The organism is Chrysiogenia bacterium (assembly GCA_020434085.1).
Taxonomy (GTDB): domain Bacteria; phylum JAGRBM01; class JAGRBM01; order JAGRBM01; family JAGRBM01; genus JAGRBM01.
This window is the reverse complement of record JAGRBM010000215.1, coordinates 1-17,242: the sequence shown is the minus strand read 5'-3', so window position 1 is coordinate 17,242 and position 17,242 is coordinate 1. Positions and strand designations below refer to the sequence as shown.

Here is a 17,242-nt window from a genome sequence, read left to right as displayed (position 1 = left end):
TTGGCATAGTGGCTGAGCCACTGCGCCAAGGGAGCCGGAATGCCTGAACTTGCTGCCAATCCGCTGCGTCGTGAGAGCGTCGTCGACGAGATCACCCAGCGCATCCAGTCGGAGATTCTCGACGGCACCTACGCCCCGGGCGGGGCGCTGCCGCCCGAGCGCGAGCTGGCAGGGCGCTACGGGGTGACCCGGACCTCGGTCAAGCACGCGCTTGTTCGGCTGGAGCAGCAGGGCCTCATTCGGACCCGCCACGGGGTGGGGAGCATCGTCCAGGACATTGAAAAATCCGGCGGGGCCGACCTGCTCAAGTATCTGGCCGTCATCGAAAGCACCGACTCGGGTCTCTACAGCGAGATCCTCGAAGCCCGCTCGGTCATTGTGGCCGCTTTCGCCAAACTCGCTGCCGAGCGCATCGACGGCGCCCAGACCGCCGAGCTCGAAAAGCTCTACGAGAAACTCCGGCCCATCACCGACTACCGCGAAGCAGAGAAACTCGAGATCGCATTCTTCCGTGTGCTGGCCAATGCCACGGGGAACCGGGCGGTCACGCTCGTGATGAACTCGGTGAGCGCGGCCTCCGGGGCGGGCGCGACCGAGGCATTTGCCTCGCCGCTGCGCGATCATGACTGGCTCATCGAGCGTCTGGGTGCCATTCTCGGGGCCATCAAAAAGAAAAATGCCGCGGCGACGCAGGCCGCGGTTGAACGCTACATGAGCGAGCATGCCCGGCGCATGCTCGAATCGGGAAACACCGCTTCCCGGAAGGAACGCAAATGAGCCACTTCTCCCCGCGCCAGCGCGAGCTGGCCCTCAGTTTCGGCAGGTCCCTGATCCCGGTGGGCCGCGTCTTTCCCGGCGCCAACGAACGCACGCTGGGATCGCTCGAAGAACTGGTCGGCGGCAACAAGCGCGCGATCGGCGTGCTCTCGGGCATGATGGAACTGCTCGACAAGGCCGCCATCCTGCGCACCGGGCGCCCGTTCTCGCGCCTTTCCGCCGGCAAGCGCGACGAGCTGCTCGGCCGCTGGCTCAAGGATTCCTCCCTGCGCCTGCCGGTCATGGCGCTTGGATTTGCCTTCAAGGCCGCCCACTTCGACGACGAAGAAGTCTACGCGGCGGCGGGGAAGACCTACCGCAAGGGCGGCCCGGCCGAGCCCGAGCGCTGGCTCTCCCAGGTTTCCGACGCCACTGACTTTGAAGACGGCGAGCAGATCGAGTGCGACGTGGTCGTGGTCGGCACCGGCGCTGGCGGCGCGGTGGTCGGCACCGAGCTCGCCCTCAAGGGCCACGCCGTGGTCTTCCTCGAAGAGGGCAAGCTCTACCGGCGCGACGCCTTCACCGGCAACCTGCACGAGGCCCACAAGAAGTTCTACCGCGGCGGCGGCGCCGTTCCCAGCGTGGGCAACACGATCATTCCGATCCTGATGGGCAAGCTGGTTGGCGGCTCGACGGCCATCAATACCGGCGTGAGCTACCACACCCCGGACCGGGTGCTCAATCGCTGGTGCGAGAACATCGGCACCGACGAGTTCGAACCCTCGCGCATGGCTCCCTACTTCGAAAAGGTCGATCGCGAGCTGCAGGTCGTGCACTCCGAGGACAAGTTCCTCCAGGGCGCGGCGCGCAAGATTGCCGAGGGCTGCGACGCGCTGGGTTGGAATCACTACGACCTCCAGCGCAATGCGCCCGGCTGCACGGGTGAGGGAGTGTGCGACCTTGGCTGCCCGTCCATGGCCCGCCGGAGCGTGGACATCGCCTACCTGCCGCAGGCCGCCGCGCGCGGCGCGATGGTGATCAAGGAATCCAAAGCCCACCGCGTGATGATTGAGAACGGCCGGGCCGTGGGCATTCACGCCAAGTCCGTGGAGACCGGGCAGGACCTGTGGATCCGCGCGCGCAAGGTGGTTCTTGCCGGCGGCGCAGTGATGACGCCGGTGATGCTGCTCGAACAGGGCATTTGCAACTCCAGCGGCGAGCTGGGCAAGAACCTGGCCGTGCACCCGAGCACCGGCGTGAGCGGGCTCTTCGACGAGGTGCTCGAGGGAGAGGCCTTCGTGCCCAACACGCGAAGCTGCGATGAGTTCCTCGGTCGCGAGGGTATCCTGCTGCAGTCCGGGCGCGGCTCGCTCAACATGGCCCCGATTACGATCCCCTTCGTAGGGCGCGAGTTCATGGACCTCATCGAGGACTACGACAAGGTCGTGGGCTTCGGCACCATGATCGAGGACGTTGCGCGTCCCGGGCGCGTGCGCAGCATGGGCGGGGGCAAGCCGCTCGTGACCTATTCGCTCACCGACGAGGACACGAAAAAGCTTCACCGGGGCATGTACCTGGGGGCGAAGATGCTGCTGGCTGCCGGCGCCGAGCGCGCCATGCCGCTGCTGTTCCGCTTCCCGAGCATTCGAAACCAGAGTGAGCTCGAAGCCTTCGGCAAGCTCAAGGTCAAGGCGAGCGAGCTCATGCTGACTAGCTGGCACCCGCTGGGTACCTGCGACATCGGCAAGGACCCCAAAAAGAGTGTCGTCAGTCCCGACCATGAGACCCACGACGTCAAGGGCCTCTACATCGTCGATGGCGGCACCGTGCCCGGGCCGCTCGGGGTCAATCCGCAGATCACCATCATGGCCATGGCCACCCGCGCTGCCGAGCGCATTCACGCCGCGCTCTAGCGCGCGCGGGCGGGGAGAGAAACCATGGGGCGGCTTCGTTACCGTGACTACCGGGCAGAGCCCGCGGCATGGGCCAGTGAGCTGGGCATCTCACGCGAGGCGGTGGACCTCTACCTGAGCAGCGAGGTCATCGACCTGCACACGTGCAGCTTCATCTGGTCGCGGGTGTTTCCGGGCTATGACCTCTCGAAGCGCCACCGCCCGTTTCTGCCGGGCTCGGCGTTCTTCAATCAGGTGGATTTTCCCCGGGCGCGCGAGGCGCAGATGGCCGGGGTTTCATGGGACGTGACGACCAACCCGTTCCGCCCCGAGTCCATGCGGCCGCAGACGACGGTGAAGAATCTCAAGCGCCTGGCAGCCGAGCTCTCGGAATTTCCCGACGACTACGCACTGGTACGCAACTTCACCGAGTACGAAGTCGCCCGCGCCCACGGCAAGACCGCGGCGCTCATTTCCATCCAGGGCGGACAGGCTCTCGATTATTCGGTGGAGAGCCTCGATCTGATTCCCGACGACCTGGTGCACCGCATCACCATCGTTCACATGATGCGCTCGAAGATCGCGACCCCCAGCACGGCGCTGCGTCACCAGGACGAGGGGCTCAGCGACTTCGGGCGCGAGTTCTGTGTGCGCATGCAGGAAAAGTGCATCATGGTCGACCTGGCGCACATCAACCGCAAGGGATTCTTCGACGCGGTCGAAGCCACCGACCCCGGAATCCCGCTGGTCGTGACCCACACCGGCATCAGTTCGGTCCGCAAGAGCTGGCGCAACCTCGATGATGAGCAGATTCGCGCCATTGCCGAGCGCGGCGGGACGATCGGCATCGTCTACCACCCGCAGTATCTCGACCAGACCTGGTTTGGCTGCGCGCTCTCGAAGGTGATCGACCACATGGAGCACGTGATCAACGTGGTGGGCGAGGACTTCGTGTCCCTGGGATCGGACTACGACGGAATGATCTGGATGCCGCGCGAGCTGCCCGACATCACCTTCCAGCCGCGCATGGTGGCGCTGATGCTTAAGCGTGGGTGGGACGAGCGAAGGATCCGCAAGATTCTGGGAGAAAACTTCCTGCGCGTGCTTCGGGCCGTGCGACCGTAACTTCCGCTAGACTGTGTCCTTCGCGCCGGTAACGGCAACGACCACCACGCTGATCCCGTAGAGAATCATGAGCGGCGCGGCCAGCATGACCTGGCTGACCGGGTCGGGAGGCGTGAGAACTGCAGCGACGATGAAGATCATCACTGTGATGTAGCGCCAGGCCGAGACCATGGGGCGCCAGTGCAGGATTCCCATGCGCCCCAGGAAGAAGCAGACCACCGGCAGCTCGAAGACGATGCCGAATCCCAGCAGCAACTTCGTGACCAGGGAGAAATACTCGCCGAGCTTTGGAATCGGGCGGATGTCCGCCGTTCCAAAGGTCATGAAGTATTCAAAAGTCACGGGGAACACGTAGTAGAAACAGAACACCGACCCGCAGGTAAAGAAGAGCGTCGAGAGAAAGACGAAGGGAAGCGCCATGCGCTTTTCCTGCGCGTAGAGCCCCGGCGCGACGAACTTCCAGAGCTGGTAGAAGACCCACGGGCTGGCCAGAAAGAAGCCGGCCAGTGCCGAGACCTTCAGGTGCACGAAGAAGGGCTCGGGCAGGCTGGTGAACTGGATGGTGGAGTCTTCGGGGAGCACGCGCTCGAGCGGGGCGAGCACGAAGTCGAGTACCCGCTGGGACTCGCCGTAACAGATCGCAAAGCCGACTGCGATTCCCATCATGGCGCGGATGAGCCGCGTGCGCAGCTCGGCCAGATGCTCGGTGAGCGTCATCTCGGAGAAATCGGGAGCGCTCATTTCGACGCCGGGTCCTCGCTCTCCTCGCTGGTGCCGGTCACCTCGCCGATAAAATCGGCCAGGTCGGCATCGGCCGTGACCTCGCCGGGGTCCGCGGGTTCTTCGGGGGTTTTCGGCTGCGCTTTATTCTGGTCGAGGGCAGCCCGGCTGACCTGGCGGACTTCCTCGTCCACCTGGTGAAGCTCGCGCCGGAATTCACCGGTCACGTCATCGAGTGCGCGGCGCATCCCGCCCCAGGTCTTTCCCAGCCAGCGCGCGGCATCGGGCAGCTTCTCGGGCCCGATGAGCACGATGGCCAGCACGCCGATCAGAATGAGTTCTCCGCCGCCCAGACTGAGCATGGTTTCTCCGGCGGGGGCCCGTTCTTGCCTTTGCCGGGCCGCCGCGCCCCCTGCTTTAGCACACGGGTGCCCGCCGGGGCAGGTCGCAAGCCACGTAAAAACGGGGCAGAGGGGCGCCAGCGCCCGAAATGCTTGAAGTTGGCCCCCCGGGTAGCTAAAGGGTAGCCGGACACTCGCGCAGTGGTTGCCAACCCCGCGAAATTCCAGCGGCCTTTTCCCGCTGGGCCCATTGGGACTTGCATGACGACCCCCCGCATCGTGACCCACGACGACTACCTGCTCCACGACATGGGAGCCGGCCATCCTGAGCAGCCCGACCGGCTGCGCGCGATTTCCGAGCGTCTCAATGCCGATGGCCTGCTCAAGAAGGTCGAACTCGTGGTGCCCACCGAAGCGGATCCCCAGCTCATTGAACTCAACCACAGCCTCCAGCTCGTCGAGCGCGTGCGCACGCTGAGCGAAGCGGGCGGCGGTCGGATTGATGCCGACACGGCCGCCAATGCCCAGAGCTACCACGTGGCACTGCTCTCGACGGGCGGCGTGGTCGATCTGGCACGCCACGCCATGAAAGAGGGCGGTTCGGGCTTTGCGCTGGTGCGCCCGCCCGGCCACCATGCCGAGCCCGGGCGCTCCATGGGCTTTTGCCTGTTCAACAACGTGGCCATCGCCGCCGAAGATCTGCTCAAGAACTACGGTGCAAAGCGCGTGGCCATCATCGACCCGGATCTCCATCACGGAAACGGCACCCAGGCCAGCTTCATCGGGCGGAGCGATGTGCTCTACGTCTCCTCGCACCAGTATCCCTACTACCCGGGCAGCGGGCACTTCTCTGAAGTCGGCACGGGTGAGGGCGAGGGCTACACCGTGAACATCCCGCTGCCGCCGGGGCAGGGCGATGCCGAGTATCTCTACCTCTATCGCACCATCGTTGCGCCCATCGTGCGCGAGTTCGCGCCCGACGTGATCCTGGTCTCCGCGGGCTTCGACTCGCACGCGCAGGATCCGCTGGGCGGCATGAAGGTAACGAGCGCCGGCTTTGCCGGTCTCACCCGGCTGTTTCTCGATCTCGCCGAAGAGTGTTGCGGCGGACGGATCGTTTTTGCCCTCGAAGGCGGGTACGATCTGGACGGCCTTGCCGAGGCGGTCTCGCTCTCCATCGGCCAGATGGTTGGCGCCGCGCCGGTCTGGAAGGAAGAGGCGCCGAGCAAGCAGATTTCGGTGTACGCGCGGGAACTCTCGCAACATTTCTCAAAATGGTGGAAGGGGCTGCGCACTTGAAGCGGCTGACAAACATCCTGCTCCTCGCGCTGGCGCTGCTGGCGCCGGCATGTTCACCCGGTGACGAAGGCGCGCCCGGCCAGACCAGCCTCACGCTTGATACCAGCGCCCGGCGGTATGAGTGGACCGCCACCGGCGATGACGGCAACGCCTTCTGGGCCTTCGTCTCGGACCTGCGCTACAGCGACCGGGACCTGGCCTTCGATGCGCGCCCCCTGGGCGTCTTCAGCACGCTGCCGGTGCTCCATCAGGTGCTCGGAGAGCCCTCGCCACGTGCGGCGGGCGAGCCCGAGTTCTTTGTTGCCCCGCGCATCGACTCGATGGGCTACTACCATCACTTTCTGCAGATCCGGGACGAAGTGAGCAATGCCTCCCCGCTGGCCACGATCGGAGCGGGCGCGCCGAGCGACCTGCTCACCATCAATCCGATCCAGCACGAGCTCAGAGACGATCTCTCGGCCGACGGCGCGGTTTCCCTGGATGGCGACATCAACGGCGACGGGCTGGCCGACGTGGTGGCGAGCGACGGCACGGACAAGCTCTATGTCTACCTGGGCCGCGACGCCTATCCCTACTTTGCCGTGGATGCCAGCGATCTGGATACCGATCCCGACGCTTCCCTCGGAACGGTGGGCGTGTGCCCTTCCATGGAGGCGCAGCGCAAGCGGCTTTGCGCGCCCGACATCGTGGTGGATGCCGCCGCACTGGGCGGCAAGTTCGGCGGTCGCTCTAGCCTGGCCATGGGCATGGATCGCACGGCGAGCAGTCTTGCCGTCGCGGACATCGACGACGATGAGCGCGATGAGATCATCGTCGGCGCGCCGGAGTTCATGCCCTTTGGCACGACCGAGGCGCGCGGGGCTGTCTTCGTGCTGGACTTCGACGAAGACCTGGTTGGCACGCGGCAGGGAATGACCCCCGAGCTCGACGGCAATTCCTACTTCTATCTCTACAATGCCGCCCTGGTGAAGAGTTTTCTCGGCCGTGTGACGCAGGCCGATTCGCGCGGCGTGCTGGTCGATGACGTGTTGCCCTTCGACAATTTCCCCGCCGATATGACCAAGGGCGTGCCCTATGATTCGGCCGCCTTTGAGCTTCAGTCGTGGGAGATTTTTGAAGAAGATCCGATCCGCGCCTATCGGCGCGGTGCGCCGATTGTCTGCCCGGCAGGCGATACGGTCCCGTGCACCGGCGACAACGTCACGATTACCTCCGACCTCAAGGTGAGCACCGACGGCGATCTCTCGCTCGGCGAGATCAACAGCTCCGAGGACCGCATCCTGCTCGTGCTGCTCGACTCGACCACGGGCGCGCCCACGGCCGCCGCGCTGGTTCGCTATGCGCGCTATACCGCGCCCGGCGTGCTGGGGCAGATCGAGGTGCTGCTCAACACGGCGTTGCCTGACCTGGATACATTCGCGCAGCGCTCGGGTGATGCCTTCGCGCTCTACCGCAGCAAGGCCAGCGGTTCGCACCTGCCCACGCCCACGCGCAGCGGCGTGGAGGCTGGCGCTCCGGGCAACCCCATCGAAATCGGCAACGTGCTGGGGAAATATGACCCCGCCACCGCCGGCAGCGTGATTACGCTTCTCGATCCCACCGCGCCGCGCGTGGTGCCTGACACGGATGCCGGCGAGCGCTACCCGGGCGTGACCTTCCTCGGGCCGGAAGCCGATTCCAACTTCGGGGATGTGGTCAACGCGGGCGGCGATCTGAACGTGGACAAGATCCCCGACATTGCCATCGGCGCGCCGACGCTCTCGGCGGCCACGCCGCTTCGTTACGCTTCAGGCGCTGCCAACCTGACAGGGCGCGGCGGGGTGTTCATCGTGTTCGGAGATAAAGAGATCAAACAGCGTGACGCGGCCGGAGCGGGAAGCCTCTCCGACGGGGTCTACGATTTCGGTCCGACGGGGCTTGATCGTCCCTCGTCGCTGGTACTCGGACGCAGCAACGGGGAGATGGCGGGCTGGTCGATTTCCGGCGCGCGGCTTCGCGACGACGATACCGAAGAAAACGTGCGCAACGAGCTGGGCGTGTCCATGGTCGCGCTGGCAGTGGGCGCGCCCGGTGCATGCCCGCGCGCAGTGAGCGACGAGATGAGCCCGTGCAACGGTGAAGATCGCGTCGGCGCGGTCTACCTCTTCGTGGGTAACGAATACTTCGAGTCGCGCGACTACCGCCTTCCCGGCGGCAGCGCCGACGGCGTGTGGGATCTGGCGGGCGACCCGACCGAGGAACTCACCGGCGCGACGGAGCTGGAGCCCGATGCCCTGGTGGCCGCGCAGGTTGGCGCGCCCAACGAGCGCGCCGATGCGGAAATCTGGGGTGAATCCGATGGCGACCTGCTGGGCTGGGACGTTCAGATCGATGCCGAGCTCAACGGCGATCACGTCTTCGACGTGGTGGTCTCCGCACCGGGCCATGGCGACGGCGGGCGGATCTATATTTTCCATGCGACCAGCAGTGAATATGTTGCCAGCGGCTTCGGCCGCCTGATCGCCAGCAATGCCCAGCGAACGGGTTCGATTACCGGCGTGCGCAACCACAACTTCCTCACCCGCGGCAACGTGGATTTCGACCAGCGCGTGGACGACGACTTGAGCGGTTTTCCCGATGTGGACGAGGACCGCTGTGTAATGTGCGTCTATGACCTCTCGCGCAACTTCCCGCAGTGGTCGGTGGGGCCGGATGTCATCTTGTCGGGTGGCACCAACACGAAGATCGGCCGCCACTTCGACGCGGGTTTCTTCAACAACGATGCCTACGAGGACCTGCTGCTGCAGGTGCAGGGTGGTTCGGGCGACTGGATTACGGCGCTGAACGGGGTGACCAACCTGCTGGTGCAGTACCGCAACGGCGATCTCTTTGCGCCGCTCGATTCGCCGCTGAGTACGAATTACCCCGATCCGGGCGATTCCATTGGCAGTCCCTCGGAACCGGTTGGCGTGCCGGGGAGCCGCTATGCAGGCGACACCGAGGCCGATGCCGGCGAACCGCTGGGTGTTTCGTGGTGGGTCGATCGCAGCGTCGATGGCGGACTGACGCGGCTGGGGCAAGTCTTCGTAGATGTGGAAGCGATCTATGACGAGACTGCGACTGTTCAGGCTTCCACGATTCCGGAAGAGCAGATCGCCTTCGGTCGTGCCAAGACCGATGACGAGGGCGAGCTCCCCACCCGCAACACGGCCGAGCTGGAGATGAATTTCCGCGCCTGGCCCGAGACAATTCAGCGCTGGAATGTGCTCACCCACGGCGGATTCTTTGCCGAGTCTGCCGGTGCGACCGACCCATTTGTGGGAGCGCTCGACAACTTCGCGGTCGGCGGCGATCACAACGGGGACCGCCTCTCGGATGTGGTGATGATCGTCAACGGCGGGGAGCTTCGCGTTGCACACTAGAGCGAGACTGCTGCTTTTGATGCTCGCGCTGGCGATCGCCGGGTGCGCCAGGCCCGTCGTGCGCGAAGAGAGCACGGGCGTCGTATCGGGGCTTGGAACCGAGTTCTTTTCCGAAAACTTCGACAAGGGCGAGCCATGGGGGCAGGGCAAGGGCAGTGCCTGCGAGCGCAGCTACGCCGAGGGGCGGCTGGTCGTCCAGAACGTCTCGGAAGACAGGACCTGCGAGCTCGACCTGTGGCTGGTGGGGCCGCTTCCGCCGCGGGTGCGGATCGAACTGTCGGCACAGTATGTCGACGGCCCCGAAAGCGCCGACTTCGGCCTCAAGTTCGGCTACAAGCCGCTGCCCGAGGCGGGCTTTCACACGTTCACGGTCAAGGCTGGCGGTGTCTTCTCGGTGGCGAGCTACAATGGGACAGGCCAGTGGGAGAACCTGACACGCTGGCGCCCCGACCCCTTTGTCTATACAGGCCGCGGCCGGGCCAACAAGCTGGCCCTGGAGATTCGCGGGCGTGAGCTGCGCTACTTTGCCAACGGTGCGCTGCTGGGTCAGTTGGAACTGGCCCATGCACCCGAGGGCTACGTGGGCCTGTATCTGGATGCGCCCGGTCTGGTTGTGCACTTCGATGATTTCCGGGTGGTGAACCTGCCGGTCTCCGCCGCTCCTGATGGAGAAGCCGCGGAGTAAACGCCCACCCGGCTTCTCCATATCTTCCGATTCCCCTTAGAAATTAGGCATTTACACCTCAGATTCCACGTGATAGGGTTTTTCTAACTGTTCCACGCAGCGAACCCGGTGGGGTGAGGGCCCCGTTCATCCGATCGCATTGGAAGAACTGTGTTCTTCTGTATGTGCCGGCCCTGCCTCGCGTGCGGAGGGAATCAACCGTGAAAGCGGCTTTTCAGAAATCAGGTTTGTCTCTTTCTCTAGTAGCTCTGGTGGCGATGATCGCCGTGGGCATTGTCGCCTGTGGTGGCAAGAAGCACCCCGGCCAGCTCAGCCGCGTGATCTATGCGCGCCAGCGCGCCTTCGCGTTCATGTTCAAGCTCGAATCCTCGGGCTCTTCCATGAGCGACGAAGAACTGCGCAAGTTCGTCGACGGCATCCAGACCTCGCTCAAGGACTTCTACAAGCCGCGGACTCTCGATGAGTTCCAGGTGGAAAGCCGCGGCGGGGTCGTGGAGATCGACGACGTTGCCTATCAGGCGGCCATGGCCGGCTACGACGAAGTCTTCATGTTCGAGGGCGATGTGACCTCCGGCGCTTTTGAAGGGCGCCTTCGCGTGGTCAATGCCGCCGGGGGCGGTGTCATTGTCGATGAGCCGCTTTCGGTCAATGCCAGTGCCGTGCAGGTGCAGGACCCCGGTCAGGAACAATCGCGACCGGCGGCCGGAATCGAAGAAGCCACTTGGAAGACGATGGAGAACCTGCTCGCCGAGAAATATCGCGATCCCTACCAGTGGCAGATGCTGGGTCTTCACAAGGGCAAGCAACAGAAGATGGAAGGCGTGGAGTCCCTGGCGGAGTATTTCGTCCAGAAATCCAACATCAAGAATGTAGCGGAGTTCCAGAAGCTCAGCCGTTCGGAAATGGACCGCGTCTATCCGGCGCTGAGCCATGCGAAGGACCTGTATCAGAAAATTCGCGATGGCTACGTGAGTGGGGCGATCGCCTCGACGACCTCCGCGGACGCAACACGCATCCAACGCTCGTCCAGTATGATGAAGGCCCTTGGTGACATCACGGGCTTCTATGAAGACGAGATCGACGTCAGCGCCGAGGACTTCAAGGTCACGTTCAATTACCCCGACATCAATGCCGACTTCCAGAACTATTTCCAGCAGGCGCTGGCCAAGTCCTCGCTCACCGAGGGAATTCGCAAATACACGGTGAAGCCCGCGGAAATCGCAGTCAGCTATGACGCGGTCAACGATGTGGGCACGATCTTCCTCAAAGTCCGTTATTCGAACCACCGCTACCTGGCGTGGCTTGAGAGCAAGAAGAACTACCTGACCATCGACAATACGCGCACCCTGCCGCTCCAGTATTTCAATTCGCTGATGGCGGATTTCGTAAAATATCACCGCACGCTGCTGGGCGTGGCCAATGACTTCGACCGCAAGGCTCTCTCGCGCTTCACGCTGGTGCTGGTGCTCCAGCGCAAGCTGCTGGGCGAGGCGCAGTTCCAGGTCAGCGTGTTCGAGAACCAGCTCCGTCCGGTCACGAGCCTCAAGATCAAGCTGTGCGATTACCCGCTCACCGAGATCCCGACCTCGAAGCCGAACTTCACCACGCAGACCAAGCTCTACGCGCTGGGAACGCCCCAGAACGTGGCGGGCCAGCGTCTTCCCTATGCGAGCGTCTACGAGTTCTTCGAACTCGATCGCTTCTTCAACGTGAGCTATCCCAAGGCCTGCGACCTGGGCAAGGCGACCGAGATCTACATCAATGACGGTGGGAAGGGCGTGCGCCAGAAGGTCACGATTCCCTGATCTGCACGAAGCAATCCGCAACGAAAAACGGCTCCCGATGGGAGCCGTTTTTTATGCCTTCTGGAGGGGGCTCATTGAAAGCCGCTCATGGCGAAGAAGGCCTTGATCTTCTCGTTGGTCTCGCGAAGGCGCTCGGAAAGGGTGCGGACGAAGGTCCACAGCAGGGTATAGGCGATTTCCTTGTTCACAAACAGAAGCTGCTCGAAATCGGCGCGGGCAATGCTGACGAGCTTGCAGGTCTTGTTGGCGATGGCATCGGCACTGCGCTCGGCGTCGTCGACAAGGGCCATCTCACCGAAAAACTGTCCGGCCTTGAGGATGGCGAGGGCTTCCTCGCCAATGCCCGGGATGTTCTTGGAGATGCGGACCTCACCGCTGAGGATGATGTAGAGCTTCTCGCCGGCGTCGCCTTCCTGGAAGATCTTTGTTCCGGCTTTCGCCTCTTCTTCCTGCGAAATGGCGGCGATTTCCTCGAGCTCGTCGTCGCCGAGCTCCTGGAAAATGTAAATGCCCTTGAGAATACCAGCGTCCATAGACTCTCCCCGAACCGAGAGGGGGATCGGGCCGCTGCATCCGCGTTTATGCCCCTGAAATCTCTCTCGATTTCAGGCGAGGGTATGCCTCCGCCTGCTGGCTGTCAAGCGCTCAGGACTTTGGAGGCCCAGCCGGCGATCATGGGGGAGGCAAGCTCGGAGAGCTGGGCAAAGCGCGGCGCATCGCGAAGCTGGCTGAGCAGCGTGCCGGAGTCCATGTTGGGGTTGCGGCTCAGCTCGGCGCGGTAGGCCTCCACCCAGCTTCGCACCATGGGAGCGGTGACCTCCAGGTGGAATTGAACGGCCCAGACATGGTCCCCCCAGCGAAAGGCCTGGTTTTCGCACACCACCGAATGTGCCAGGCGCGTCGCGCCCAGGGGCAGATCGAAGGTGTCTTCGTGCCACTGGAAGACGATGCCGAACTCAGGGAATTCCCCGAAGAGCGCATCTCCATCGGCTTCGGGGTTGCGTTCAACGCGCTTGAATCCGATTTCGGTGCGCTCGGCCTTGTAGACCTTGGCGCCGAGCACACGGGCGATGAGCTGCGCGCCGAGGCAAATTCCCAGCACCGGAATGCCCGACTGAATGGCCGAGCGAATGAGTGCGCGCTCGGCTTCAAGGAAGGGGTGGGTCGTGAGATCGTCGGCGTTCATAGGGCCGCCAAGAATGAGCAGCCCGCCAAAGCCCTCCAGCTGGTCGGGCACCGGGTCCCCGGCGTAGGGGTGGAGTATCTGCAGGCCGATGCCGGCCGCGCGAAGAGAGCTGGCAATGATGCCGGGGCCTTCGCACTCGATATGCTGGATGGTAAGCACAGGAAGTTTCATGGATGCACCGGCCTCCACGCGAACCCCGGGGCCCGCGGCAGCTTTCCAGAACGATCTCAAATTGAATGACCCGAGTATACCAGATCGGGCCGCAAAAGGCCGCAGGGCGCTGACTCGGGAAAATCCGCCTCAGCGGGAAGGGGCTCCGGCCGGGCGCCGCACCGCGGCCGCCTGGCGCACGAGCTCGGGCAGGCTGCGGAAGGCCAGGCTCGGGTGAACGTCCAGCTCTTGGCGTTCGGAGAGCACGTTCTCGCCGCCGGGGCCGCGCACCTGGGTCTGGGTCCAGAGTTTTGTGCGACTGCCGCCCACGCGAAGAAAGAGCCGGAAGTCCTCGGGGCCGCGACTGGTCACCGGCAACCCCAGGCGCTCGGAGAGATCGGGCTCGTACCAGTCGAAGGCGGGCGACCCCAGCGCCGCGCGCCGGAGCTGGGCGCGCAGCTCCAGCTCGAATCCCTCGGGAAGCGAGGGATCGATGAGCAGCTCTTCGAAGAAGAGGCGGGGACCCGCACGCTCGCGAAGTGAGGTGAGCTGCGAGCGCAGGTAGGCTGCCGCGCCCGCCTCGCCGAGGCGGTCGATGTAAGTGGCGGCCGAGGCAATGATGCGCCCGCTGCACTGGCGCAGCAGGGTAAGGCTCAGGTAGGGGCGCTCGTCGCCCCCGATGAGTCGCGCCGTGGGGGCGAGCAGCAGGCCCTCCCGGTCGCGCGAGGCAACGCCCCGGGGGCCGTAATCACCGGCGGGCTCTCCGAGAATGGCCGAGCCGGCGAGCTGCGCCGCCAGCTCACCCATCACAGTGCGGGCCGCATCGGGCGCATCTTCGGGCAGCGCGAGCATCCGCGTGGGACCGGGCGCGCAGGCAGGGACGGATTCAGGCGCCTGCGAGACCCGCGGGGGCGGGGCGCAGTTGTTGCGCAGCGCCAGTACCAGGTAGGCGCAGACAAAGAGCACGAGGGCCGCGCGGGTGATTTTGAGCGTCCAGTCCATGGGCGGGGCTCACTCTAGCCGATTTTCATCTCTGCCAGGCACGCCGCCGTATCGACTGCCCCGAACCGCCGTGCTAGCCTCCGGGGCCCCGGGCGTGATCGCCGGGCAAAGGACGAACCCGTGGCAAGAAAGCGCCTGATTGCCCCCAGCATTCTCTCGGCCGACTTCGCGCGGCTCGGAGATGAGGTGCGCGCCCTCGAAGCGGCCGGCGCCGACTGGGTCCACTTCGACGTGATGGACGGGCGCTTTGTTCCCAACATCACCGTGGGCCCCATGGTGCTGGAGGCCGTGCGGGCGGTGACCAGGCTCCCGCTCGATGCCCACCTCATGATCGTGGAGCCCGAGAAATACGTCGAGAGCTTTGCCAAAGCCGGTGCCGACTGGATCACCGTCCACGCCGAGACGGTCACCCACCTCGACCGGGTTTTGAACCAGATCCGCGACGCCGGGGCCAAAGCGGGCGTCTCTTTGAACCCCGGAACGCCGCTCAGCATGATCGAGCAGGTGCTCCCGGCGGCGGACATGATCCTGCTGATGACGGTCAATCCGGGCTTTGGCGGGCAGAAATACATCGAATACTGCACCGACAAGATCCGGGCGGCCCGCGCGCTCATCGATCAATCGGGCAGGGAAATCCTGCTGGAAATTGACGGCGGGGTAAAAGTCGATAATATAGGGCGCGTTGCCGGTGACGCCGTCGACGTCGTGGTCGCCGGAAGCGCAGTCTTCGGCGCACAGGACTACAAACAAGCCATTCAGGCCCTCAAAAAGGGCTGATTCTCTTCTCGGTCGGGACGTAGCGCAGTCTGGTAGCGCACCTGCTTCGGGTGCAGGGGGTCGCCAGTTCGAATCTGGCCGTCCCGACCACTTTTTCTCTCCTTTCAGACTTGGCCGCATTTCGGTGGCGCTTGCTTTATGTGAGTGCCTGCTTACCCTTCGATGAACTCAGGGCGGGCTTTCTGGCCGTTTCGAATTCCGTGATTTTTTTCTTCCCCGGCGGGACTCCCCCTGCTGGTGTCATTCTGAGCGCAGCGAAGAATCTCGCAATCCCGCGTCGGCACCGGCCATCGAAAGGGGCAATGCCGGCTGGTATCTGCGAGATCCCTCCCTTCGGTTCGGGATGACATTCCGAAGGGGTCTGGTGATGTTTACAAATTCCAAAAATTTTCTTCTCCCTTCGTCCTTCCACGCGCACGGGGACCGTCCCGGCAGATTGGTTTTGCCGGTGGGCTCCGACTCCGCGATCACCTCTCCCACTGGGAGAGGTCGCGCCGAAGGCGCGGGTGAGGGTTCCGTCACTGCGGCAACAAAACCCTCACCCTGTCCCTCTCCCAAAGGGAGAGGGGATCGGAGTCGTTTCCATCGAAGACGCGCGGGCAAAAAGTACCAACGGACCGCGCCTTCGCTCTGTCTCATTTCAGTATGGAGATGGACTGTGACCGATCAAGTCACGTGACCCATGATGGCCCACGATGGACCGAAATGACCCGAGATGGACCGCAGAATTTACATGGATTTGGAGAGCCCTGGCGGCGCCGATTCGAATCTGGCCGTCCAGGCGACGTTTCTCTCTTAACTAGATCAAATTACTCATTCGCCCTGCGGAAGTTTTTCCATCTGGGGAATCGTCTCCAAATCATGGTCCCACGCCGCTTTGCTCGAAACAAAGAGATGGGCTGTGGGGCGCATCGAGAATTCGCTGTCGAGGCTGCCGGCCGGGACGACGAGTAGCTTTCCGTCCATTTGTTCGCTGGGAAGCGCCGACCCACAGGTTGAGCAGAAATTTCTTGCGTGTTCGGTGCCGGGAAGCTTGTAGCGCGAAACGGCGGTGCCGTCCGACAACCAGCGTAGTCGCGCAGTCGTTGAAAACAGGTTGGCCCCGTGGGCCGAGCCCGTGTCCTTGCGGCAACGGCTGCAATGGCACAGAAAGAAGCTCTCGAACTCCCCCTCGACTTCAAAGCGGTTCGCCCCGCAAAGGCATGAGCCTGTTACTTTGTTCATTTCCTCGTGACCCCCACATCCCCATAAACCGCGCGCGCGGCGCTCTGCGAATTATCGGCGTCGCTCATGAGAAAAATTCCCACGAGTTCCGGCGGCTCTCTGCCAAAGGCCTTGCGGTAGTCGGCGCACAGGTCGGCTTCGTGGGCGCTCCACTCTCCGGCCGCGCCTTCGACGGCGATCATCTTCGCCTTGTCGGTGTAGGGATTGTCCCAGCGCGCGCCGGGCTCCCGGGCGGGGCTCCAGACGTATTCGAGGGCCGCGCCGGGAACCAGTTCCTTGTATTCCTTGCTCAGCAGAATGCGGGCGAGGCGCTCCCACCATTTATAAAGTTCCGGGTCGTAGTCGAAGACCGCCGCCATGCGGGCGGCGTAGTCGTCGCCGTCCTTGCCGGGCGCGCCGCTGCCGGTGGGGGCCCGCTCAATCTTCCAGCGCCAGGAAAGGCGCACGCCCGGGCAGACCTCCGTGCGGAAAGGCGCAATGAGGCCCGAGGCGCTTGCGTTGGCGACGGCGCGCAGGCCCTCGGGGCTGAGCGTGTAGCTGGTGTGCGCGTCGATCTTGGGAAAGTGCAGGGGTTTCAGGCGCGCCGCGCCCTCGGCCGGCTTGCTCGAGAGCGGCAGGGAGAGCAGGGGCTGCTGGGCGGCGGCGGGGGCTAGACTCAGAAAAAGAAGAGCGAGTGCCGGCACGCACACCCTCACCCACGCGCTCGCGCGCGTTTCCCTCTCCCGAAGGGAGAGGGCGGATGGGACGAAGTCCCTAGTCCGCCTTCGCGCGGCGAAGGCCCTTCTTGGCGATGTCGGTGCGGTAGTGGACGCCTTCCCAGTTGATGCGTTTGACGTTTTCATAGGCGCGGTCGACTGCGTCCTTGAGGGTGCGTCCAAG

16 protein-coding genes and 1 tRNA gene are annotated in these 17,242 nt (G+C 64.0%); 9 read left to right on the top strand and 8 right to left on the bottom strand.

The window, feature by feature from the left end; translation table 11 throughout:
* The first annotated feature begins 39 nt into the window (after window positions 1–39).
* The 3 genes from KDH09_07085 to KDH09_07075 are packed head-to-tail and all read left to right on the top strand — an operon-like array spanning window position 40 to window position 3,773.
* On the top strand, window positions 40–777 hold the full coding sequence (locus KDH09_07085) for a FadR family transcriptional regulator (protein ID MCB0219439.1): 738 nt from the start codon (window positions 40–42) through the stop codon (window positions 775–777).
* Entirely contained in the window at window positions 774–2,669 is a 1,896-nt protein-coding gene (locus KDH09_07080) for a GMC family oxidoreductase (protein MCB0219438.1), read from the top strand. Before KDH09_07085 ends, KDH09_07080 begins: the two co-directional genes overlap by 4 nt.
* A 24-nt stretch (window positions 2,670–2,693) precedes the next feature.
* Complete coding sequence (locus tag KDH09_07075) at window positions 2,694–3,773, top strand: membrane dipeptidase (protein MCB0219437.1); 1,080 nt, start codon at window positions 2,694–2,696, stop codon at window positions 3,771–3,773.
* A 6-nt stretch (window positions 3,774–3,779) separates the two neighbouring features.
* Here the strand turns inward: KDH09_07075 and tatC are convergent, their stop codons facing one another.
* On the bottom strand, window positions 3,780–4,514 hold the full coding sequence (tatC, locus tag KDH09_07070) for a twin-arginine translocase subunit TatC (protein ID MCB0219436.1): 735 nt from the start codon (window positions 4,512–4,514) through the stop codon (window positions 3,780–3,782).
* Complete coding sequence (gene tatB, locus KDH09_07065) at window positions 4,511–4,855, bottom strand: twin-arginine translocase subunit TatB (GenBank protein MCB0219435.1); 345 nt, start codon at window positions 4,853–4,855, stop codon at window positions 4,511–4,513. The genes tatC and tatB overlap by 4 nt, the downstream gene beginning before the upstream one ends.
* Window positions 4,856–5,095: 240 nt before the next feature.
* Between tatB and KDH09_07060 the strand changes: the two genes are divergently transcribed.
* From KDH09_07060 to KDH09_07045, 4 genes are all read left to right on the top strand, one after another.
* On the top strand, window positions 5,096–6,133 hold the full coding sequence (locus KDH09_07060; GenBank protein ID MCB0219434.1) for a histone deacetylase: 1,038 nt from the start codon (window positions 5,096–5,098) through the stop codon (window positions 6,131–6,133).
* Window positions 6,130–9,534 (top strand): FG-GAP repeat protein, encoded by a 3,405-nt coding sequence (locus tag KDH09_07055; GenBank protein ID MCB0219433.1) that lies wholly within the window; start codon window positions 6,130–6,132, stop codon window positions 9,532–9,534. Before KDH09_07060 ends, KDH09_07055 begins: the two co-directional genes overlap by 4 nt.
* A gap of 19 nt (window positions 9,535–9,553) precedes the next feature.
* Window positions 9,554–10,219 carry a hypothetical protein gene (locus KDH09_07050; protein ID MCB0219432.1) on the top strand — a complete coding sequence of 222 codons (666 nt, stop codon included), beginning with the start codon at window positions 9,554–9,556 and terminating at the stop codon, window positions 10,217–10,219.
* 227 nt (window positions 10,220–10,446) lie between these two features.
* On the top strand, window positions 10,447–12,024 hold the full coding sequence (locus KDH09_07045; GenBank protein ID MCB0219431.1) for a hypothetical protein: 1,578 nt from the start codon (window positions 10,447–10,449) through the stop codon (window positions 12,022–12,024).
* Window positions 12,025–12,095: 71 nt separating this feature from the next.
* On the opposite strand, the gene KDH09_07040 is transcribed toward KDH09_07045, so the two are convergent.
* The 3 genes from KDH09_07040 to KDH09_07030 form a co-directional block, all read right to left on the bottom strand.
* A complete protein-coding gene (locus tag KDH09_07040; protein MCB0219430.1) occupies window positions 12,096–12,557 on the bottom strand; it encodes a cyclic nucleotide-binding domain-containing protein in 462 nt (153 codons plus the stop codon).
* 104 nt (window positions 12,558–12,661) lie between these two features.
* Window positions 12,662–13,381 (bottom strand): type 1 glutamine amidotransferase, encoded by a 720-nt coding sequence (locus KDH09_07035; protein ID MCB0219429.1) that lies wholly within the window; start codon window positions 13,379–13,381, stop codon window positions 12,662–12,664.
* 129 nt (window positions 13,382–13,510) lie between these two features.
* Window positions 13,511–14,362 carry a hypothetical protein gene (locus KDH09_07030; GenBank protein MCB0219428.1) on the bottom strand — a complete coding sequence of 284 codons (852 nt, stop codon included), beginning with the start codon at window positions 14,360–14,362 and terminating at the stop codon, window positions 13,511–13,513.
* A gap of 120 nt (window positions 14,363–14,482) precedes the next feature.
* On the opposite strand from KDH09_07030, the gene KDH09_07025 reads away from it, so the two are divergent.
* Window positions 14,483–15,139, top strand: coding sequence for a ribulose-phosphate 3-epimerase (locus KDH09_07025; GenBank protein ID MCB0219427.1), 657 nt, complete (start codon window positions 14,483–14,485; stop codon window positions 15,137–15,139).
* A gap of 13 nt (window positions 15,140–15,152) precedes the next feature.
* Window positions 15,153–15,229: transfer RNA gene (locus tag KDH09_07020), tRNA-Pro, on the top strand.
* A 723-nt stretch (window positions 15,230–15,952) separates the two neighbouring features.
* Here the strand turns inward: KDH09_07020 and KDH09_07015 are convergent.
* The 3 genes from KDH09_07015 to KDH09_07005 form a co-directional block, all read right to left on the bottom strand.
* A complete protein-coding gene (locus KDH09_07015; protein ID MCB0219426.1) occupies window positions 15,953–16,363 on the bottom strand; it encodes a GFA family protein in 411 nt (136 codons plus the stop codon).
* Entirely contained in the window at window positions 16,360–17,046 is a 687-nt protein-coding gene (locus tag KDH09_07010) for a DUF3047 domain-containing protein (GenBank protein MCB0219425.1), read from the bottom strand. The genes KDH09_07015 and KDH09_07010 overlap by 4 nt, the downstream gene beginning before the upstream one ends.
* Before the next feature lie 70 nt (window positions 17,047–17,116).
* Window positions 17,117–17,242 (bottom strand): hypothetical protein (locus KDH09_07005; GenBank protein MCB0219424.1); only part of this gene is annotated, 126 nt, incomplete at its 5' end.

Coding starts and splice junctions, on each gene's coding strand:
- KDH09_07085 (MCB0219439.1), top strand. CDS start 40: ATGCCTGAACTTGCTGCCAATCCGCTGCGTCGTGAGAGCGTCGTCGAC.
- KDH09_07080 (MCB0219438.1), top strand. CDS start 774: ATGAGCCACTTCTCCCCGCGCCAGCGCGAGCTGGCCCTCAGTTTCGGC.
- KDH09_07075 (MCB0219437.1), top strand. CDS start 2,694: ATGGGGCGGCTTCGTTACCGTGACTACCGGGCAGAGCCCGCGGCATGG.
- tatC (MCB0219436.1), bottom strand. CDS start 4,514: ATGAGCGCTCCCGATTTCTCCGAGATGACGCTCACCGAGCATCTGGCC.
- tatB (MCB0219435.1), bottom strand. CDS start 4,855: ATGCTCAGTCTGGGCGGCGGAGAACTCATTCTGATCGGCGTGCTGGCC.
- KDH09_07060 (MCB0219434.1), top strand. CDS start 5,096: ATGACGACCCCCCGCATCGTGACCCACGACGACTACCTGCTCCACGAC.
- KDH09_07050 (MCB0219432.1), top strand. CDS start 9,554: ATGCTCGCGCTGGCGATCGCCGGGTGCGCCAGGCCCGTCGTGCGCGAA.
- KDH09_07040 (MCB0219430.1), bottom strand. CDS start 12,557: ATGGACGCTGGTATTCTCAAGGGCATTTACATTTTCCAGGAGCTCGGC.
- KDH09_07035 (MCB0219429.1), bottom strand. CDS start 13,381: ATGAAACTTCCTGTGCTTACCATCCAGCATATCGAGTGCGAAGGCCCC.
- KDH09_07030 (MCB0219428.1), bottom strand. CDS start 14,362: ATGGACTGGACGCTCAAAATCACCCGCGCGGCCCTCGTGCTCTTTGTC.
- KDH09_07015 (MCB0219426.1), bottom strand. CDS start 16,363: ATGAACAAAGTAACAGGCTCATGCCTTTGCGGGGCGAACCGCTTTGAA.